This window comes from Dyadobacter sp. (assembly GCF_039919315.1).
Taxonomy (GTDB): domain Bacteria; phylum Bacteroidota; class Bacteroidia; order Cytophagales; family Spirosomataceae; genus Dyadobacter.
The window spans coordinates 14,649-34,643 of the sequence record NZ_JBDSFX010000024.1; the positions used below are offsets into that span (position 1 = coordinate 14,649).

Sequence of the window (19,995 nt, forward strand, 5' to 3'; positions counted from 1 at the left end):
CGAAATCAAATGGTTCAACACTACGGTCTCCGTTTTTTTGCAAAAGCATTTTGCTTTTTTCTAATCCTAAATTTAGTTGTAAAGCAAACTTACGGTCAGCAAAAAACGATATGGAAGATCGGGGAGGCCGATAATTCCGCGTCAGGCATGGCCTTGGCGCCGGATCAGTTCAAGCGTTTTCTGGAAAAGGATTTCGGCTATGAAGACAATTTTTTTCTGATTGGTCATGCCAATAGTAAGAAAAACTGGCCCTATGTGTTGCCCGGGCCGGTAAATGGCTGGGGTGGTACAGGCAACACTTCCGGCATCAGGTCACATTTTCTGACTGTTTTATTTGATATCAAGGACAAACCAGCTTCTGGTAAATGGGAGCTTTTGGTTGATATTCTGGAAACGGATTCGCTTTCGGCGCCATTTTTTAAAGTTTTGGTCAATGGTAAATCGTGGGAGTTCCAGCTGGCAAAAGGATCCAGTTTTAAAGATCCGGGCAGGTTTACTGCCAATCCCAAAGAGCAGCTCGTTAAAATTGACATTCCCGCAGACCTGATCAAAACGGGGATCAATGAAATTGTGATGACAACGCTGCAAGGCGGGTGGTTAGCATTTGATCAGGTGAAACTCGACGGTCCGGCGCAGGCCACATTGGCTGCTCCCGGTAAGGTTTTACTCCGCAATGTGAAAGCGGCGGAGTACGAAGTTAATGTAGACGGAAGTCTGGTACAGCCGCTGCTAGTGGATGTTACTCAGCTTAAAGGGCAGCCGATACTCGAAGTCAAACTGGACGGTAACCTGATCTTAACCGAAAAAATAGAACAAGGCCGATATACATTGGAAGCTCCGATGCCTGCTGTCAGTCAGCCGGTTTCAGGAACATTTGAAATTTTTGCAGATAAGAGGCTGATCAGTTCGGGAAAGGTTGACCGTGCCAAGAAGAAACTTCAAACGCCGGCGGGTTATGTCAATACCATGCTCGGTGCGGGACATTCCAGATGGATGATCGCGCCAGGTCCGTGGATGCCTTTTGGAATGGTAAAATTAAGCCCAGACAATCAGAATGGCGGCTGGCAGGCGGGTTATGATCCTACATTTGAATCGATCGGTACATTCAGCCACATTCACGAATGGACCATGACGGGCCTCGGTATTTTCCCTACCGCAGGAGCGTTGCAGATCAAAATGGGTGATCAGAACAACCCCGACGGAGGTTACCGCTCCCGAATCGACAAAAGTACGGAGGAGGCGCCTTTGGGTTACTACAAGGTGAATTTGACGGATCACAACATTACCGCGGAATTAACGGCAGCCACGCGTTCTTCTTTTCAAAAATATACTTACCAAAATAGCGACGTAGGTCGTGTCATGGTCGATCTTCAGATTCCCACCGAGTACGGCTACAAGTTAAAGAACATCAAGGTTGATAAGGTCAGCCCGCAGCGGATCGAGGGTTATAGTGACCAGCTTTCACGCAATGTATGGTCGGGCGGGATCGATCAGCAGTATAAGGTACATTTCGTAATCGAATTTGACCAGCCTATTCAAAACTACGGCGTCTGGTTAAATGATGAAATAACACAGCAAACCAGCCTTTCCGCAGATAGTGCCAAAAATGCAGGATTGTTTCTTGAATTTGATACAAAAGTGAACAGGGTCGTGCAGGTAAGATCAGGAATCTCCTATGTAAGCGTCGAAAATGCTGCACTCAATTTAAAAACTGAAATTTCTGATCCATTCAACTGGGATTTCGACAAGGTAAGGGACAACCAGGAAAAAGTATGGAATGACCTGCTTGGAAGGGTGGCCATATCGAGCAACGACAAGCGCGAAAAAGAGCGCTTTTACACCAATATGTACCGCTCATTGGCGAGCAGGAACACATTCAGTGATGTGGACGGGAGCTGGCGTGATGCGGATGAAGTGGTCAATAAATTTGAAAATAAAGACGATGTCGCTCTGGGATGTGACGCTTTTTGGAATACATTTTGGAACCTGAACCAGTTCTGGAATCTCGTTACTCCCGAATGGTCTAACCGCTGGGTGAAGTCGCAGCTTGCGATGTACGACCGTGGAGGCTGGCTGGCAAAAGGCCCGGCTGGCATGGAGTACATCCCGGTCATGGTGGCGGAGCACGAGGTACCGCTGATCGTAGGGGCCTATCAAATGGGTATTAGGGGCTATGACGTGGAGAAAGCTTATAAGGCTGTTCATAAGATGCAAACCACAGCTGCTGAGCCAATTGGCGGCGGGCGGGCTGGGAACGAAGACCTGGTTACCTATTTGAAACATCACTATGTGCCTTATGATGAAGGCAGGTTCTCCAATTCGCTGGAATATAGTTTCGACGACTACACGGTCGCCCAGTTTGCAAAAGCATTAAATAAAACGGCAGATTATCAGACATTCGGTGACAGGGCCAACTGGTGGAAAAATGTGATTGACCCGAAAACTGGCTTTGCCCGGATGAAAGATGCAAAAGGTAATTGGCTGGCCGAGTTCGATCCGTTCAAATCAGGCGCAAATCACCATTATGTTGAAGGAAATGCCTGGCAGCTGACCTTTTTTGTTCCACAGGATGTTCCGGGCCTCGCCAAAACGATCGGGGAAAAGGTGTTTGTAAAAAGACTTTCCTGGGGTTTCCAGGAAAGTGTGAAATGGCGTTACAATGGCCCCAATGATCAATATTGGGACTATCCGGTTGTGCAGGGAAATCAGCAGTCGATGCATTTTGCGTTTCTTTTCAATTGGGTTAAAAAGCCCTGGCTGACACAGAAATGGAGCCGCTCGGTGGTGGACAGATATTACGGTCACGAAGTTTCCAATGCATATCTCGGCGATGAAGACCAGGGCCAAATGAGCGCCTGGTTTGTGATGACCACCCTCGGACTTTTCCAGACCGACGGCGGTACCCGCGTTGACCCGATCTATGAAATTGGAAGCCCAATGTTTAAAAAGTCTGTCATCGACCTGGGTAAGCTTTTCGGGCGGGGTGAAACTTTTACAATTGAGGCCAAAAATACCTCCCGCAAAAATGTTTATGTACAAAGTGCAACATTGAATGGTACCCCTCTGAAAACCTTCTGGTTTAAATCTTCCGAACTTTTAAAAGGTGGTTCGCTAGTGTTGGAAATGGGCCCTAAGCCTAATAAGCAATGGGGGACGAAGAATGAGTAGACCTATTTGACACCTGGTTTTGACGGAGTGAATGACGTCAGGTCAGTAGGTAACACACCCAGGTTCTGTAAAAAAGCAAGACGGTCAGTCTGCACCCGTGAAGCAACGATTTTTCCGTTACTAAATTCATAAATACCAATTCCGTTATTAATAACAGATTTGCCGGTAACAGGGATATTTTGAAAATTGACGATGGTCGGGCCGGGAGTAGGGACAGTTTCAAACTGCTGAGTGTGGGTTCCGGTAAACTGTTGAATGACGATCACTTTATTGTTTTCTGCAATAAGGTCAATCACCTTCCATTGCGCATCGGGCAATGCATTTATCAATGATTTCAATGGCTTTTGAAACGCCAATGCCCCTTTTTCTCCCTGTGGATTAGTATAGTCGTCTGCAACGATGTCGTTCAGCAATTCAAATTGCCTTTTGTTCAGGATTTCTTTGTACAGGCTTGCAATGGTTTCTTTGTTTTTTTCTGAAATTTGAATGGCGCTCATTTTTTCCTTATTTAAATGGGTAGTTGAATGATTTGTTTTTTTCTGTCCAAATGAAGGCACTTCAAAGAGTAATGCCCCAGACAGAACGATTCCTGCAATGATCATTGATTTCATATTCGCTCTCTGTTTTTGTTAATACAAAATTGAGCTATTGAGAAACGCGATCATTGTAAAAAATCATTGATTTACGGTTGCTTTATTTACACCTATTCACCTATGTTTTCGGAAATATTGCGGGCAACCGGGAGTTACAGCGACCAGGACTTCCAGCTTTTTGAGAAGGAAGTAAAAGTTCGTCAGGTTGAAAAAGGGCAAGTTCTGCTTCGGAAAGGAGAGGTGGCAAGGTCTCTGTTTTTCATTTTGAAAGGGGCTTTTTATCAATATAAAACAGGTTCGGAAACGGAACGCGACGTCTTTGACCTGCATCTTGACCATGAATGGCTGTTCAACTACACCAGCCTCATTAGCCAAAAACCATCTGAATGTGACGTGGAAGCATTTAACGATGCTAGTGTTTTAGAATTGAGCCTAGAAACCCTGCATTACCTCACAGGTAAGTCGGTGGCATTTTTGCAGCTGAACAAAGTACTGGAAAGGGCTGTATCGAAGCTGCATTTTTTTGATAACGCAATGACGCCATTGGAAAAATACCAGTACATCCTCAGCAACCGTCCGCAGCTGATCCAGGTTTTTCCATTGAAAATGATCGCTTCTTACCTGAAAATCACACCCGAAACATTGAGCAGGGTTAGGGAGAAGCTCGCCAGGGGCATTTCTTGATTACGATCAAGAGGAGTAGTCGGTGCAATGTTCTATTTTTGGTTTTGCAAAATCGAAAATTGATATGGAACACAAGGCATTGTCTATCAGGCCATTCGTCGGCGCTAAGGATTTTAATGTATCAAGAAGCTTTTACACGGACCTCGGTTTTCAGGAAGTCGTTTTGTCGCCTGATATGTCCTTATTCAAAACGGGGAGTATGGGGTTTTATCTGCAAGATGCATATGTCAAGGACTGGATCGACAACACCATGCTTTTCCTGGAAGTGGACGATGTGAACCGTTTCTGGGACGAGCTCGTCGCCCTCGACCTGACGAGTAAGTACGAAAACGTTCGACTGACCCCGATTCGGGTAGATTATTGGGGCCGCGAATGCTTCGTACATGATCCATCAGGCGTCCTCTGGCACTTCGGAGAGTTTTTCGCGAAATGAGAAGAAGTATGACATTGAAATTGTACTGAACCGATGATTACCGGCTATTCAATATAATTTCAATGTCAGATACGTGTCAATTTCCGTGAGAGCACTACTTCCCTCGCCGCGAAGCAAAATTACTCCGCTGGGACCTATCAGGAAACTTGTTGGGAAAACATTGACCAGATAATCCTTGGTTACTCCTGTTTTCTTTCCCTTATCAGCAAATAAATGCTCCCACTGCATTTTATTTTCTTCGATTATGCTCAGCAGCTTTTCGTAATCCGCTTTTTGATCATATGCAATACTTAACAGCTCTACTCCTTTGACTTTGTATTTTTGATGTAGTAGTTTCAGATAGGGAATCTCCTTGATGCAGGGACCGCACCAGGTGCCCCAGAAATTCACAATGACGTATCTTCCAAGCATGGCTTTGAGATGGAATTCATCTCCGGTTTTTAATGAGAGCGAATTGATATCCGGTGCTGCAGAGTTGATTTTCGCGACATTACCCTCTGTTTTTCTGACAAGTTCAAATGAGGCTGCCGCTTTGGTCAGGTTTTTTAATTTGTAAAATTCGTAGTCCCCGACAGGTATTTCATCCGATGAATCATGAATGTATTTGTAATTGGTCAGTGAGTCAACCGGAACGTCTCGTACATTAATGTTCACCGGAACATGGTCGTATAGTCCATAATATGCATCGGATATTTGAACTACATATTTTTTTTTGTTTCTGACAAAATTTCCTTCATGGTAAAACTCCTTTATGAACGATATATCGGGATTCTTGGCATCGTCGTAAACATCTATCGTCAAGGGAATTGTGGCGGTTTTGATCGTATCATTTTGAATGTAATCAAAGCTTAAATCGATAACCGGAAACTTTTTCGCACTGTCCAGATCAAAAATAAATTGTCGCTCTCCAACAAAATTGGAGTCATTGTTGGCATCAGCGATCACTACTTTGCGGCCTTTTTCATTGAATCCAACAAACACCGCAAGGGTATTTCCTGCTATTTTATGCTGGCTGATGTTAGTTGTATCGACGGCATTCTGTTGGATGTATTCAACGAATGCAATCTGCTTCATTTTTCGATCCAGCACCATCTCTTTTAATTTCTGCACGCTATTAAAACTAATATATCGAAGTCGCCAGTTGCTAAAATTAGTTGTATCAAGCCCTTTATATCCAGCAACGTTCATAATTCGACCGGTTGCCAGGTAATGCGAGTACACATTGCTCTTTCCGTATCTCGATCTTAGTTGGACATCTATCGTTTGGCTGCTGGATATGGATGCAATAGACAAGCCAATGAATAGTAGCATCAACTTTTTTGAATGGTGCTTCATATAGTTGCAAATTTCTATCATTGTTTGATTTTTGAACACCTATGAGACCGACCTCACAAAAAGACAGTAAAATAGCCCCTTTTATCCTGTTGAGTGGCCATGAACATGAGCCTTTCATTTCCCAGCCAGTGTGGTACGTAATCGTTTGAAGGAATGAGTCCGGGTAATAATTCGATCCGTCGCGCTTTGCCCGTCGCCAGGCTTCTGACCCACAAACTATACGACCTAGCAGAAGGGTCTGTTCGTGTGCTTAGAAATGCGAGCAGTTTTCCATCCGGCGAAAACGCGGGATTCGTATCAATCCAGCCGGGTTGCGTCTCAAAATATTTCAATTCGCCATTTCCTTCGGGCGAATAAAAGGATATGGCAGTACGCCATTGTTTATCGGTGTTTTCGGTCTGGGCCGTTGATGTTGCAATAAATTGGCCGTCTGGCGACCAGTCAATGTCGGCTTGTCGAATATGTTTTGCCCGGCGAACAGACAATGGAGGTGTCAATGGTATTGCGGCGCCACCTGATACTGCTATTTTCCATAGGCGGGATTCTTCATCGGATGCCGTCAGGAAAGCTAGCCACTTGCTGTCGGGCGACCATTCCAGACCTTGTATTTTGCCAGCGTTGGTGACCGGAAGGGTTTGCTTGCGTCCAGAGACAATATCGTAAATGATCAGCCCATTCTCCGTTTCGGCTGAATAGGCAAGTTGCAGCCCATCCTTTGAAAATTTCGCTGTCCGGCCCTGTCGCGTCACGAGTTTTGTAGAAACGATCCGTTCATATTCCAATTCCGCCACATGCAGCGGACTTACCGACTGGCCCGGCCCTTCTTCTATGAATGAAAAATACGTCGCCTTCCTGCCGTCCGGCGTTACGTCCCCACCCGTCAGATCCCCGGAAGTCCCAAATGCCGGGTAATAGGCAGACTGGGATAGAAACCCTTTCGTGGCCATAACCGGATTCGAGTTCACTGGCGGCGCTCCTTCGGCCTTAGATATGATGCGGGCTACTAACTGCTCACCTGGTACGGCGACCGGAATGCTAATCGATTTTTGCCCCGCATCGACGGTTTTATAAGCTTGAAAAGGCCCCAACTCACTGTCGGAGAACTGTATTTCATATTTCTCAGCTTCCACATCCGCAACATCAGGGCAGGGTGTGGTAATGCAAACGATTCGAATTTCTTCCCAGCTGAGATCATAGCTAGCAGCACTGGTAGTAATTTTCAAAGACACTGGTCGCACACGTTTGGAGGGATCAATCGCTTTTTCCTTGCACGAGTTCGAGAGCGTAGCCAGAATTAATATTAGAAGTAAACGTTTCATGGCCAAGTCATTAACATGTTTTTAGGCTTTAAAGACGCCAAAATGGTCAGTAAGGTTGGATAGGAGTCCGGCCATTTCCAGCTAAATGTTAATTAATCCTTAAAAGCCAGTTAATACTGCACATTTACCTTTGAAGGTTATTCCAAATCGCTATGCCTTCAAGACAGTACCTCTTATCTGCTATCATTTACTTTTCGACTTTCCTCTTTTTGTTGCTTGGTACGACGCTGATGCCTGGGGTTTGTTCTAATGCTTTCGCGGATGGCAAAATTAGGCCTGGCCGTTTAGCACTGCCTGATTCTGCTTACATCAAGATCAGGCAGTCTTTGGATCGGGCACTGAAATACGGAGATTTGAACCGGGCAGCCCTATGTTACCAGCAAATCGGCGATATGCTGTTTGAACAGGGAGCGATGTCCCAGGCGCTTTCGTACTACCACAAAGCGCATGCAAATTTTGGAAAAGAGGCGAATGTTGTTCACCGCGGAAACAATTCGAACAGGATCGGGAAGATCTATTTCAAAAATAAACGCTATCCGCAGGCGCTCACAAATTTCCGCGAAGCCCTGCGCTTGTTTCGGGGAAACGCATATCGTAAAGGAATGGCGGAGTCCTACGGCCATATCGGCCAGGTATTTGAGCAAACGGAAGCTTATGACAGTTCCCGCATTTACCAGGAACGGGCGTTGTCGGAATTCAAAAGTCTGAATGATAAAAGTCATGTAGCGTACACCTATTCGCGTATTGGAAGCATTTACGAAGACCAAGCCAAATTTCACACGGCTTTGAAGTACTTCTCACTTGCAGAGGAAATGTACAGGGAAGGACCTGCCGTCGTCGAGCTGGCCGCAGTGCTGAACAACATTGGGGACACTTATCGTAAAATTGGCAACTATCACCAGGCATTGATTTATAGCAAAAAAGCCGAGGTAATGGCGACCAGCCTGCACGATAACCGTCAGCTTAGCAGCGCGCACCGCGACCTGGCCAAAACTTTTGAGCATTTGGGAAGTTTTGACAGCGCTTATTATTACAGCGAAAAATCAAGACTGGCCTATTCAAAAAGTTATAATACAGACAGTGAGAAGCAGCTGAACCTTATTCAAACCCTTTTTGACGTTCAACGGAAAGACAATGAGATCGAGCAACTTGAAAACAAAAACCGGCTAAGCCAGACTGTGACCATCTCGCTATTTGTAATCGGGTTGTTGGCTACTTTCCTGGGTATCAGCTTGCTAAGCCGGCAGCGATTGAAGATCCGTAACAGCAAGGCCTTGTATGAAAGCCGGCAACAGGCCATGGAACTGGAATTGAGCAACAGGCATTTGCAGCAGGAAGGTTTGAAGGCCGAGTTGGAGTTGAGGAGCAAGGAATTGACCAGCATTACGCTGCACATGATCAAAAAGAATGAGGTGCTGGAAGAGCTGAAAAACAAACTTGCCTCCCTGGTGAAGGATGACAAACGCGACCAGCGAAGGGAAATGAAACAGCTGCTGGAGTTTATCAGCTTCAACAGCAACCAGGATAAAAGCTGGGAAGATTTCCGGGTTGTTTTCGAGTATGTTCATCAAGACTTTTTCGAAAAACTCATGAAGCATTCGGGGCTGCTTACCACCACGGACCTGCGTTTTCTGGCGCTCCTCAAAATGAACCTCAACGCTGCTGACATCGCTACCATGCTGGCCATTTCCCAAACGAGCCTGCGGACAACCAGGTACCGGTTACGCAAAAAGCTGCAATTGCCGGAGGATGCCAGTCTTCAAAAATTCGTTCACAATCTCTGATTCGACCGCTGTTTTGCCTTCCCGTTAACCGTTTCTTAATCTGTTAACATAAAGATAATGGCGATCCGGTTGATTTGTAAGTGGCTATTTAATAGGTCTTTAACTTTAATTTTTCCCTCTTGTAACGGTTTGATAACGCGTAAAAATCGTTTGTAGACGTTTGGTAGCCTTCCAAAATTAGCTTCGTTAAATTTCATGAAGACCTTTACATCGCCAGGCAAAACTTACTAATCATCTCACCATTGAATTGAATTTTCCACAAGACCTATGACAAGAATCTTACTATTGCTATGCATGTCAGTAATCCCTTACCTCAGCTTTTCCCAAAGCATTATTACCGGGCGGATCATTGACGACAACAACCTGAGCTTACCAGGTGCAACAATCAAAATCGAGGAGTTATCACGAGGAGCGGTTTCGGATCAAAATGGGAACTATGCATTAGTTGATGTGCCCAACGGTGCTTACAATGTTACTGTTACCTACATCGGTTATGAGGTTTCAAAACAAATCATAACTGTTGCCGGACAAAATGTAAAGACCAATTTCAAATTGAGCCTGGCCGATAATAACCTGCAAGCGGTAGTGGTGACTGGAAACAGAAGTGCTACACTGAAAGCACTGAATCAGCAAAAGAATTCCGACCGGATCGTGAATGTGATTTCGGCGGACCAGGTAGGGCGGTTTCCCGATCCGAATATCGGAGATGCGCTGAAACGGGTTCCGGGCATTTACGTACAATTGGACCAGGGAGAGGCATCGCTGGTGAGTATCCGAGGAACAGACCCTTCCAAAAGCACGATCAACATCAATGGGTCGAGCATTGCGGGTACAGGTGAAAACCGTGCCGTCGGTATCAGTGCGATCCCTGCGGATATGGTCCAGTCGGTGGAGGTCACCAAAGCCATCACACCGGATATGGATGGGGATGCGATTGGCGGGGTAGTGAACCTGGTAACCAGAAAAGCACCTTTTTCAAGATTACTGTCGATCACAGCGGGTACCGGTTATAGCGATATTGTTCAAAAACCTGCCTATAATGCTAACCTAGTTTATGGCGACCGGTTCTTGAAAGACAAGAAGCTGGGCGTGATGGCGTCTGTATCTTACTATCAGCAGTTTTTGGGCTCGGACGATCACCAGACGACCTGGGAGGATGTCAAATGGGTGGATCAGCAAACTTACTTTATGCCCCGGTTTTTGAATATGGTCCAAAATAACCTGGAACGGATCAGGCAGAGCTATACGGTTGGTATTGACTATAAATTGAATGCAAAAAACACGCTCACCTTTACCGGGATCTACAATAAGTACAACGACTGGCGAAAAATATCAACGCTGAAAGTAGATGATATCGGTGCTGGATATCCGAAAAATTGGCAGCGTGCAGCCGGTTGGGAAGGCAACAGAAAAATCACTGACGCTAACAACGACTACATTGACGATGTTGCGGGTGAGTACTATCTCAATGTCAACAATGATCCTAAACACCCTGTTTACCAGCCTGAACTGGAACGCCACATTGAAGGCGGTCTGAACAACAGAAATGGCAGCCAGATCATCCAAAAGATCATCAACTTCGGCCTGGAGGGTGAGCATATCCTGGGTAAGGTAAAGGTAAATTGGAAAGGATCGTACCTGAAAAATGTAACCGACAGGCCTGATGTGATTGAATTGGAACTTGAAAGTGAAAATGAGAAGAGTGTTCAGATGGACTATACAAATCCACGGTTTATCAAAGCCAATAATGGCTTTGAAGTGGAAAATATTCTGGAAAATCTTAAAGATAAACCCTCGTACCGCGCAGATTCTGCCGACACCTGGTATATGGACAATTTCACGGGAACGGATAAAAGAGCGAGTACCAATCAATATCTTGTCCAGCTCGACATTGCTGTCCCGCTTGTGGAAGGGAAATTCAGTAACATCCTCAAATTCGGTGCTAAATACCGTGGCCTGACCCTGAATAATGAGACTACGCGGAGAGTTAGATGGACCCCGCAAATCGATCCGGCCCTGCGCGCCAAGTATGAAGCCGAGCTTGCGGCAGGTAAAAATCCCAAGGTGGCGGATTATGTAGGTTGGGCGCCGTTCTGGTCTGGATTTGCCAATAATTCGACCAATATCAGCAAAACACTTAACATAGAATCGGATTACAATGTGGGCAATGCGGGTTCGTCAGAATGGATTTCTAACCTGAACAAAAGTTATTACGGCGATACCGAAGACTTTATGCTTAACAGGGTCTATCAGGATGTATTAGGTAACAATTATTATGGCGATGAAGCGATCGCGGCCGGGTATGTGATGTCAACCCAGAATATTGGTGAAAAACTATCATTGATCCTGGGCGGGCGTTTGGAACACAGCTCAGTGAAATACGAGGGTTATAATTACAATGTAAGGGCTGATTTTATACCAGCCAAACAGTCTACCAAATCCGAGTTCCTGAATTTCATGCCTGCATTTCTTGCACGGTATGCGCCTACCAAAAACCAGGTTTACCGGTTCGCATACACCAGTACCATTTCAAGGCCTAATTACAAAGATATTTCCCCATATATCAGCGTAAACGTTCGTGACAAGGTAATCAGCCAGGGTAACCCGGACATTAAGCCAACACTTTCTAATAATTTTGACCTCTTGGGTGAACTGTATACCGGCAATACAGGCCTGGTGTCGGCCGGTGTGTATTTCAAAAATATAACCAACTACCGGATCCTGTCCAGGGACCTCGTGCCATTCAGTGAAGTGATCGACATCGCAGAATCGCCAGAATCGCTCCTGCAGCAGGGCGCTAACCCGGCTACCGTCGCATCATACAAAACGGATTACGACAAATTGAAAGCATCCAATGGCAATCTGGAACGGACGCGGCCTGGTAATGGGGGAACGGCCAACATACTGGGAATGGAGTTCTCGTTTCAGCAGGGGCTGTCTTTTCTTCCGAGACCATTCAATAACCTGACGGTGTATTCCAACTACACCCACAATTTTATCTTTGTCAAAAAAGGGGATCCAAAATTGCCGGGTACCGCCGCGGATATCTTAAATCTTTCGCTGGCCTATGAAGTTAAGAAGTTCAATATCAGGCTATCTTATAATAGTACATCAGATTTTATAACAATTTTAGGTACGAATAGTAAGGGAGACGTGTATTATGATAAAGCACATTACCTGGATGCCAGTGTGAATTATTTTTTAACAACAAAATTGTCTCTCTATGCATCGGCCAATAATCTTTTGAACCAGGACCAGCGCAGGTACCAGTACAAGCCCGAATACACCTATTCGTCGCTATACACGGGAGCTACCGCTACCATTGGTTTAAAATATAATTTATACTGACATTCAAAAGGGGTGATGCCATGAGCGCCTCACCCTTGTTTTTTATTTTGATCAAGCATGAAGAAAACGGTAGTCCTTGCCCTGGCTATTACCAGCTTTGTTTTACTTTCTTTGAAAGTCAGCTCTCCCACTGATCCGTCCATTGGTGTAGCGCAAAGTATCAAAGATTTCAAGGAAGGGGCTAGTGATTTTTTGGATCGCAATGAAGCACTTTACCAGGCGATTGACGACATCAAGTCTGATTCTGGAACGATCGTTCAGGCAAGGAAGGCATTGTTGGAATGCCGGCGCAGCTACAAGCGGATAGCGTTTTTTACCACTTATTTTTTTGCAAGTGAAACAAGGTTTTACAATGCCGCGCCCAAGTTTGAAGTTGAGGAACCTACGCTGGAACTGGTAGAGCCCATGGGATTGCAGCAAATAGAAGCACTACTGTTTGAGGATGACGTACTATCCAACAAAACGACATTACTGACCCAGTCCGAAGCCATGCTTACTTCTGCCAGGGACATGCAGTCGCTACTTTACGGACTTGAAATCAATGATGCGCAGGTCCTGGAGAGCGTGCGGATTGAACTGGTGCGAATGTCTACATTGTATATTTCGGGCTATGACGCACCGTCGCTTAAAAGTGGCATTGCAGAAACAATGGACGCTACGGGCGCGTTGCAAAATACATTAAATCCCTATTTCGAATCCAATCCCGGGCAAAGCAATTTGCTTAAAGTTCTATTAAGCAGTTCACTGACATATCTGGAAGGACACCAGGATTTCGATTCCTTTAATAGAATGGAATATCTGACCCGATACGCTCTGCCGATGCAAACTGAATATGGGAAGTTCGTGTCCGCGCTGGGGTTAGAAATCAATACAACGCAATATCTAAACTATCGCGCCCCTCACATTTACAGCAGGAATGCGCTGCGTACGTGGGGCGGTGATGGACAAGATTCTGCTCGAAACAAGGCATTGACTGAGCTGGGCAGGTTATTATTTTTTGATAAATCACTATCAGGAAATGCTTCGACGAGCTGCGCGACTTGCCACCAGCCCTCACGTTACTTCACGGATCAACTGGAAAAGAGCCCGTCATTGGTTCCTGATTCGATTTTGAAGAGAAACACGCCGACGTTGATGTACGCGGGTTGGCAGCACATGCAATTTTGGGACGGACGTGTCGGCAATCTCAACGATCAGATCCATCACGTGGTTTTTAATCCCTTGGAAATGAATGGAAGCAATGCATCATTAAAAAGTGTGCTGCAAAACGAGCGATACAAAGCAGTGGTCAATGGCTCATACCCAGGGAAAAGCGCAGGCAATTTGGGTATAGGTGAGATTTCAGAAGCGCTGGCAGCTTTCATCAGGCAGTTGAGCCCGATGGATTCGCCATTTGACCGCTACATGAATGGTGAGCAAGCAGCTCTGACAGACCGGCAGGTAAGCGGGTTCAACCTTTTTATGGGTAAGGCACAATGTGGCACCTGTCATTTTCCACCGTTTTTTAATTCGCTGCTCCCGCCACTTTTCGACCTGTCGGAAGTAGAGGTACTGGGTACTACGACCACCGATGACTTCGATAACCCTATGTTGGACAAGGATTTGGGTCGGTTTGATTTGTACAAAATGAAATATTACAAAGGTGCATTCAAAACACCCACGGTCCGGAATGCAGCCAAGACGGCGCCGTATATGCACAACGGATCATTCAAAACGCTGAACAAAGTAGTCGAGTTTTACAATAAAGGCGGCGGGAGAGGACTGGCTTTGCCAGTTGAAGAGCAGACATTATCTGCAAAACCATTGAATTTGTCCGATCGTGAAACCGGTGACATTATCCTATTCCTAGAATCCTTAACAGATACCAACCCCGAAAAACAAATTTTCTCAAATTAACCAAAACATGAAAGCAATCAGAATTTTACTTTTCACATTACTTTTTCCCCTGTTATCCTCCGGGCAGGAAGTGCAGCCCGCGGCAAAACCGGTAGCGAAGAAAAAAGGCCCTTTGATGGGTATTCAAGCGGATCTACTGCGAGGTCCCTATTTGCAGATCGCTACACCCACCAGCATGACGGTGCGGTGGAGGACCAATGTGTACGACCGCAGCCGGGTGAAGTACGGCCTGACAAGCGATAACCTCAATATGCAAACCGATGACTCGACGTTGGTCAACGAACACATTGTGACTTTGAAAGGCCTGAAACCATCGACAAAGTATTTTTATACGGTCGGAAACCTGGCTGACACCACTTTGCAGGGCGACGACGAAAATTACTTTTATACCTTCCCCGAAACCGGCAGTACCGAATTGCTGCGTATTGCTGGCTTTGGCGACTGCGGAAATAACTCGATCAATCAAAGGTCTGTCAGGGACCAGGTTATCAATTATCTGGGAGATAAATATCTGAATGCCTGGATTTTGATGGGAGACAATGCCTATTCTGATGGAACGGATGCCGAATTTCAAGCAAAGTTCTTTAACCTTTATAAAGATAACCTGCTTAAAAAATATCCATTGTACCCAGTGCCGGGAAACCACGATTACCACGATTTTAATTCTTCTCATGCCACTGATCAGAACAAAATCGCTTACTATCAAAACTTTTCGTTGCCTACTCAGGCCGAAGCGGGCGGCGTGGCATCCAATACAGAATCCTATTATTCGTATGACATTGGAAACGTCCATTTCCTGGCCCTGGACTCTTACGGCCCTGATAAAAAAGGAACGCACATTTATGACCAGATGGGTGAGCAGGTAGAGTGGGTGAAGAAGGATCTGGCGGCTAATCAGAACAAACAATGGGTGGTAGCATACTGGCACCATCCTCCCTATACTATGGGTTCACACGACTCCGACAAGGAATCCTTGCTGGTAAAGATCAGGGAGAATTTCATTAAAACCTTGGAAGACGGCGGCGTAGACCTTGTACTTTGCGGGCACAGCCACGTGTACGAACGCACCAGGCTGATCAAAGGATATTATGGAAAAGAAGCGGATTATGACTCCAAAAAGTATGAGATCAGTTCTTCGACTGCATTGTACGACGGAAGCAAAAATTCAGCGCCTTATTTGAAGAGCAAAACCAATACCGACGGGACCGTTTATGTCGTCAGCGGATCGGCAGGTGCATTGGGCGGACACAAGGAAACATATCCGCATAATGCCATGTATTATTCCAATAACGAAGTAGGAGGTGCCGTGATGCTGGAAGTAGAAGGAAACAGGCTTGATCTTAAATGGATTTGCTCGGACGGCAAAATCGGCGACCATTTTACGATGATGAAGGATGTAAAGAAAGAGGAAGAGAAGATCTTGAAGCAGGATAAAAAGCTTACCAAATAGAAAATTTAAAGTCAGTTTTCGCATGAGGTTTGCTCGCCGGGATACGTGTATGCGTATTCCGGCGAGCCTGTTAGTCAGCACGCAATCTCTCTATCGGATTCGCAGTTGCGGCGTGATACACTTTTGAACCGATGATCAGGCAGCAGCATAGTACCACGGCCAGAAATGTTCCTATATATGGCTCAGGCCCCGCAGCAGGATGATACTTGAAGATAACCTGGAAAATAAATTTGCTGGTGAATAGATAACCTAAAATCGAACCGATCACAAATGCAATCAGCAGGATACGTGCGAATCGCTTGTTGACAGCAGCAATAATTTGCAGCACCGAAGCACCGAGTACCTTACGCATGCCTATTTCCTTGCTGCGTTTATCAATGTTCAGCGAAATTTGGGCAAACAAACCTGACGCAGAGAGAAGCAGGGTAACGATGGCCAGAAAAAATGCGATCGATTTGAAACCATTGGTCATGCGAAGCTCCTTTTCGACCAAATCTGATTGTAAAAATCCCCGGTAAGGAGCATTGGGCGCCACTTTGTGCCAGGCTGTTTGCAGGTATGCGGATACTTGTGGCAATTTTTCCCGTGTAGTGCGCACCACCATGTACTTATATTCATCTTGCTTCGCCATACGCAGCACGCAAGGTGGCACTATATCATGTAAGCCATATTCCTTGTAGTCATTTACAACACCCACAATCGTGTAGGTGGCACTATCCAGCGTAACCTGCTGGCCCAGTGCTTGTTTCAATCCCGCGCGTTGCACAAAAGTCTGGTTCACTATAATGGATTGATCCGCATCTCCTTCACCTTCATAGAACTGACGCCCCTGCATCAGGCTGATCCCCATGGTATTTAAATAATCAGCGCCTCCTACATGCGCTACCTGTGCGTCCAGCTCGCCTTTTTCGGTTTTAGCTTTCAGCGTGTAGGTGCCATCACCAATTTGCTGGGCACTCCCGGCAAAACTTTTAATATCCGGGCGAAGCCGAATGTTCTGGCTTAAAACGCTGTATTCATGTGGATTACTGATCTCTACTACCGCTATTTCATTGATCGCATAGCCATAGTCGGCCTTTTGTTGGAATGTCGCATTCTGGGTCATGACAATGCCCACCACCAATGCAAAACACGAAAGGCTAAACTGGGCAAGGAGTAAAAAGCGGGTAAGGCGGTTGGAAGAACCCAGTGTGGTTTTTCCTTTAAGGATCCGAACCGGTTGGAACGAGCTCACATACACGGCCGGGTAAAGACCGGAAGAAACTGCACTTACGACCGGAACCAGTATCAAAAACAGCCAAAAACCATAGTCGTTGAGATCCGGCGACAGGTCCACGCCCGTGAGACTGACCATGGTTGGCGTTAACAGATCGATAAACAACAAGGCCAATGCAGACGCTAAAAGGCATAGGATAATGTTCTCGGTTAAAAACTGCCAGATCAATTCTCTCTTCACACCGCCAATCACTTTCCGTACAGCGATCTCTTTCAACCTGCTGCTGGCGAAGGCAATGGACACATTGGTAAAATTGAAGCAGGTAATAATTAAAATAAATATGGACATGATCGCCGGGACGATCACGAGGACGCCGCGGGGATTGGACGTTAATTGGCTGCCATATACGTATCCAGACATGTCAATATCCGAGCTGGTGGCCAATTCAGAGAATGGTTGGAGGGAAAATCCTGCTAATGACCAGTCGGTACGATGACTGTTATGGCGGCTTATATAAGTATGCAGGTTGGATAGCAAGACAGGTCCGGTTTTCTGATCTTTCAGCTGTACGAATGTGGTAATGAGCGTGGGGTTAGCCCAGTCGTCGGGGGAGGTTTTTTTACTTACAAACCTGTTTTCAAATGAGGTAATGATATCGAAGTGAATACTTGAATTAGCGGGGATTTTCTGTGCAACGGCTTCCACAGTGAGAACCTTTGGGTTGCCCTCAGCGTCCACAACGGTTAAAGACTGGCCTACCGCCATTTGCTTTGGAAAATATTTATCCGCTAATTCTTCGCTGATAATCGCCTGATTGGCTTTCTCAAAGCCCGAAATGTTACCGAATTTCAAAGGGAAGCTAAAAAAATCAAACAGCTCCTTGTCGGCGTAGTGAATACGTTCGTTGAATGTATTTTCCTTTTGTCTGACGATCACAGCTGCGCTGCTGAGCCGGGCAATGTTGTCCGCACCACCTGATTCCGTTTGCAGCGCCTCACCCAGTGGCATCGGGACAACGCCCCAGGTTTGCTTTGTACCATCCACCAGCCGCTCGCTATTTAGTCGATAGATGCCTTCGGCATTGGCGTGATTTTGGTCGAATTTGGCCCGGTAGTTGTAGTTTAGGTAAGCCAGAATGCAGCAAGCAATGGCAAATCCCAATCCTACCACATTGAGGACCACATAAATTTTATTGCGCCAAAGGACACGGAAAGCGATCTTGAAGTAATTAGAGAGCATAGGTTCGATTCAGATGATGTGGCAGTCACTTGCCAAAAGTAACAATTTACATACCACCTGCACAAATGCAGCTCTGGATGCAATGGAGCCACTTTTCTGACGATCATTTGTACGGATATGAACACCAATGTCCGGTTTTAGATAACACAAAAAACGCCAACGGAGACCCGCTGGCGTTTTTTGTGTTACAACTTTATCTGTTATTCTACGGACGCTTCCTGATTGACATACGACTCGGCAATCTCGGTCAGCAAGTGATCTGTTTCACCCTCCTGATCCAATGTTTGTTGCAAAAGCGTTGCAGCTTCTTCATAGCCAAGCGTGCGGGCAATATTCCTGAGCGTTCCATAAGAAGCCATTTCATAATGCTCTACCTTCTGAGCGGCCATGATAAGACCACAGTCGCGAACAAGAGTATCTTTATCAGTACTTTCGATAATTTCATTGGCTTCCTCGATGAGGCCTTCCATAGCCGCACATTTTTTCGCCTGTGCTTTTTCACCGATGATTTCAAACACCTGTTCCAATGTCGCAACGTGTTGCTCCGTTTGGGTGGTATGCAGATCAAAAGCAGATTTTAATTCTTCCGACGTGGTATTTTTTGACATTTTAACGAGTGCCTTGGTCAGGTGTTTCTCAGCCCAGTAAATATCTTTAAGGCCGTCTACAAACAGTTCTTTCAGCTTCTCGCCGTCTTGCTCCGTAATTTGTTTTTTGGGTTTGGTACTGTTCTTAGTCGCTTTCATGATTGATGAATGGTTTGAAAATAAATTGGTAATTACAGGCGTTCCCTATAAAATTTCATACCAGCGCATCTCTTTGTCCTTGGCTGCTCCCTGAGCCTCATACCGCTTGGTGTACGTGTAGCGTAAACAGTGGGTATCTGTAAATGAATTTCTACACATTAACGTCCCGGTTGTTTTATGCCGCGTGTCCGAGCAGGCTGAGTGCCTCAGCATTGTTCTGCTGGGTCGCGTGGTCGAATGCTGTTAATCCGCGATAATCCCGGATGGCAGTGTCGGCACCACTTTCAAGAAGCAGCTTAACCACCTCATTACGGCCGAAAATGACGGCGAACATCAACGCCGTGCCTCCGTTTCCGTGTTGCATGTCGATTCCCGCGCCGTTGGCAACCAGCAAACTGGCAATGTCGGTGTACCCCTTGAACGCCACACCCATCAATGCCGTGTTGCCGCCTAAGTCAGCACCATTGACGTCGGCTCCACTTTTCAGGAGCAATTCGGCTGCATCATAGCGGTTGTTATAGCAGGCAATGATCAAAGGCGTGAATCCTTTTTCGTCCTGAACATTAAGGTCTGCGCCGCCAGTGATGATTTCTTCCAGGACGGCTGTTTCGCCCAGCCGGGCAGCATGCAGTAAAACTTGCGTGAAATTTTCCATTGATCGATTGTCCGTAATATATATTTGAATGCAAATTGCGGATATTGGTAAAATCGTGCCGTGACCGCTTTCGATAAGTTTGAAGATACACTTATATTGTCAGTCATTTATGAAATCCCACCTTGATTT

General features: G+C 45.8%; 13 protein-coding genes. 7 read left to right on the top strand and 6 right to left on the bottom strand.

The window, feature by feature from the left end:
* The first annotated feature begins 9 nt into the window (after positions 1–9).
* Entirely contained in the window at positions 10–3,168 is a 3,159-nt protein-coding gene (locus ABIO93_RS07025) for a GH92 family glycosyl hydrolase (protein ID WP_348065867.1), read from the top strand.
* Between the two features lie 2 nt (positions 3,169–3,170).
* On the opposite strand, the gene ABIO93_RS07030 is transcribed toward ABIO93_RS07025, so the two are convergent.
* Complete coding sequence (locus tag ABIO93_RS07030) at positions 3,171–3,665, bottom strand: ester cyclase (RefSeq protein ID WP_348065869.1); 495 nt, start codon at positions 3,663–3,665, stop codon at positions 3,171–3,173.
* Positions 3,666–3,881: 216 nt separating this feature from the next.
* On the opposite strand from ABIO93_RS07030, the gene ABIO93_RS07035 reads away from it, so the two are divergent.
* Both ABIO93_RS07035 and ABIO93_RS07040 read left to right on the top strand, forming a co-directional pair.
* A complete protein-coding gene (locus tag ABIO93_RS07035; RefSeq protein ID WP_348065871.1) occupies positions 3,882–4,445 on the top strand; it encodes a Crp/Fnr family transcriptional regulator in 564 nt (187 codons plus the stop codon).
* Positions 4,446–4,509: 64 nt separating this feature from the next.
* Positions 4,510–4,878 carry a VOC family protein gene (locus ABIO93_RS07040; RefSeq protein WP_348065873.1) on the top strand — a complete coding sequence of 123 codons (369 nt, stop codon included), beginning with the start codon at positions 4,510–4,512 and terminating at the stop codon, positions 4,876–4,878.
* A 48-nt stretch (positions 4,879–4,926) separates the two neighbouring features.
* Here ABIO93_RS07040 and ABIO93_RS07045 read toward each other — a convergent pair whose 3' ends face one another.
* Complete coding sequence (locus ABIO93_RS07045) at positions 4,927–6,234, bottom strand: TlpA disulfide reductase family protein (protein WP_348065876.1); 1,308 nt, start codon at positions 6,232–6,234, stop codon at positions 4,927–4,929.
* Between the two features lie 32 nt (positions 6,235–6,266).
* A complete protein-coding gene (locus tag ABIO93_RS07050; RefSeq protein ID WP_348065879.1) occupies positions 6,267–7,532 on the bottom strand; it encodes a hypothetical protein in 1,266 nt (421 codons plus the stop codon).
* A gap of 152 nt (positions 7,533–7,684) precedes the next feature.
* Here ABIO93_RS07050 and ABIO93_RS07055 point away from each other — a divergent pair, with 152 nt between their 5' ends.
* From ABIO93_RS07055 to ABIO93_RS07070, 4 genes are all read left to right on the top strand, one after another.
* Entirely contained in the window at positions 7,685–9,316 is a 1,632-nt protein-coding gene (locus tag ABIO93_RS07055; RefSeq protein ID WP_348065882.1) for a tetratricopeptide repeat protein, read from the top strand.
* A 267-nt stretch (positions 9,317–9,583) separates the two neighbouring features.
* Entirely contained in the window at positions 9,584–12,664 is a 3,081-nt protein-coding gene (locus tag ABIO93_RS07060) for a TonB-dependent receptor (protein WP_348065885.1), read from the top strand.
* Positions 12,665–12,721: 57 nt separating this feature from the next.
* The gene (locus tag ABIO93_RS07065; RefSeq protein WP_348065888.1) at positions 12,722–14,560 is read left to right on the top strand and encodes a cytochrome c peroxidase; all 1,839 of its coding nucleotides are present in this window, start codon (positions 12,722–12,724) and stop codon (positions 14,558–14,560) included.
* A 7-nt stretch (positions 14,561–14,567) separates the two neighbouring features.
* On the top strand, positions 14,568–16,010 hold the full coding sequence (locus ABIO93_RS07070; RefSeq protein ID WP_348065892.1) for a metallophosphoesterase family protein: 1,443 nt from the start codon (positions 14,568–14,570) through the stop codon (positions 16,008–16,010).
* A 70-nt stretch (positions 16,011–16,080) separates the two neighbouring features.
* On the opposite strand, the gene ABIO93_RS07075 is transcribed toward ABIO93_RS07070, so the two are convergent.
* From ABIO93_RS07075 to ABIO93_RS07085, 3 genes are all read right to left on the bottom strand, one after another.
* Complete coding sequence (locus ABIO93_RS07075; RefSeq protein ID WP_348065896.1) at positions 16,081–18,465, bottom strand: FtsX-like permease family protein; 2,385 nt, start codon at positions 18,463–18,465, stop codon at positions 16,081–16,083.
* Positions 18,466–18,665: 200 nt separating this feature from the next.
* Positions 18,666–19,211: a ferritin-like domain-containing protein gene (locus ABIO93_RS07080; RefSeq protein ID WP_348065898.1), complete on the bottom strand. Its 546-nt coding sequence runs from the start codon at positions 19,209–19,211 to the stop codon at positions 18,666–18,668.
* 175 nt (positions 19,212–19,386) lie between these two features.
* Entirely contained in the window at positions 19,387–19,866 is a 480-nt protein-coding gene (locus tag ABIO93_RS07085) for an ankyrin repeat domain-containing protein (RefSeq protein ID WP_348065901.1), read from the bottom strand.
* Positions 19,867–19,995: the final 129 nt, after the last annotated feature.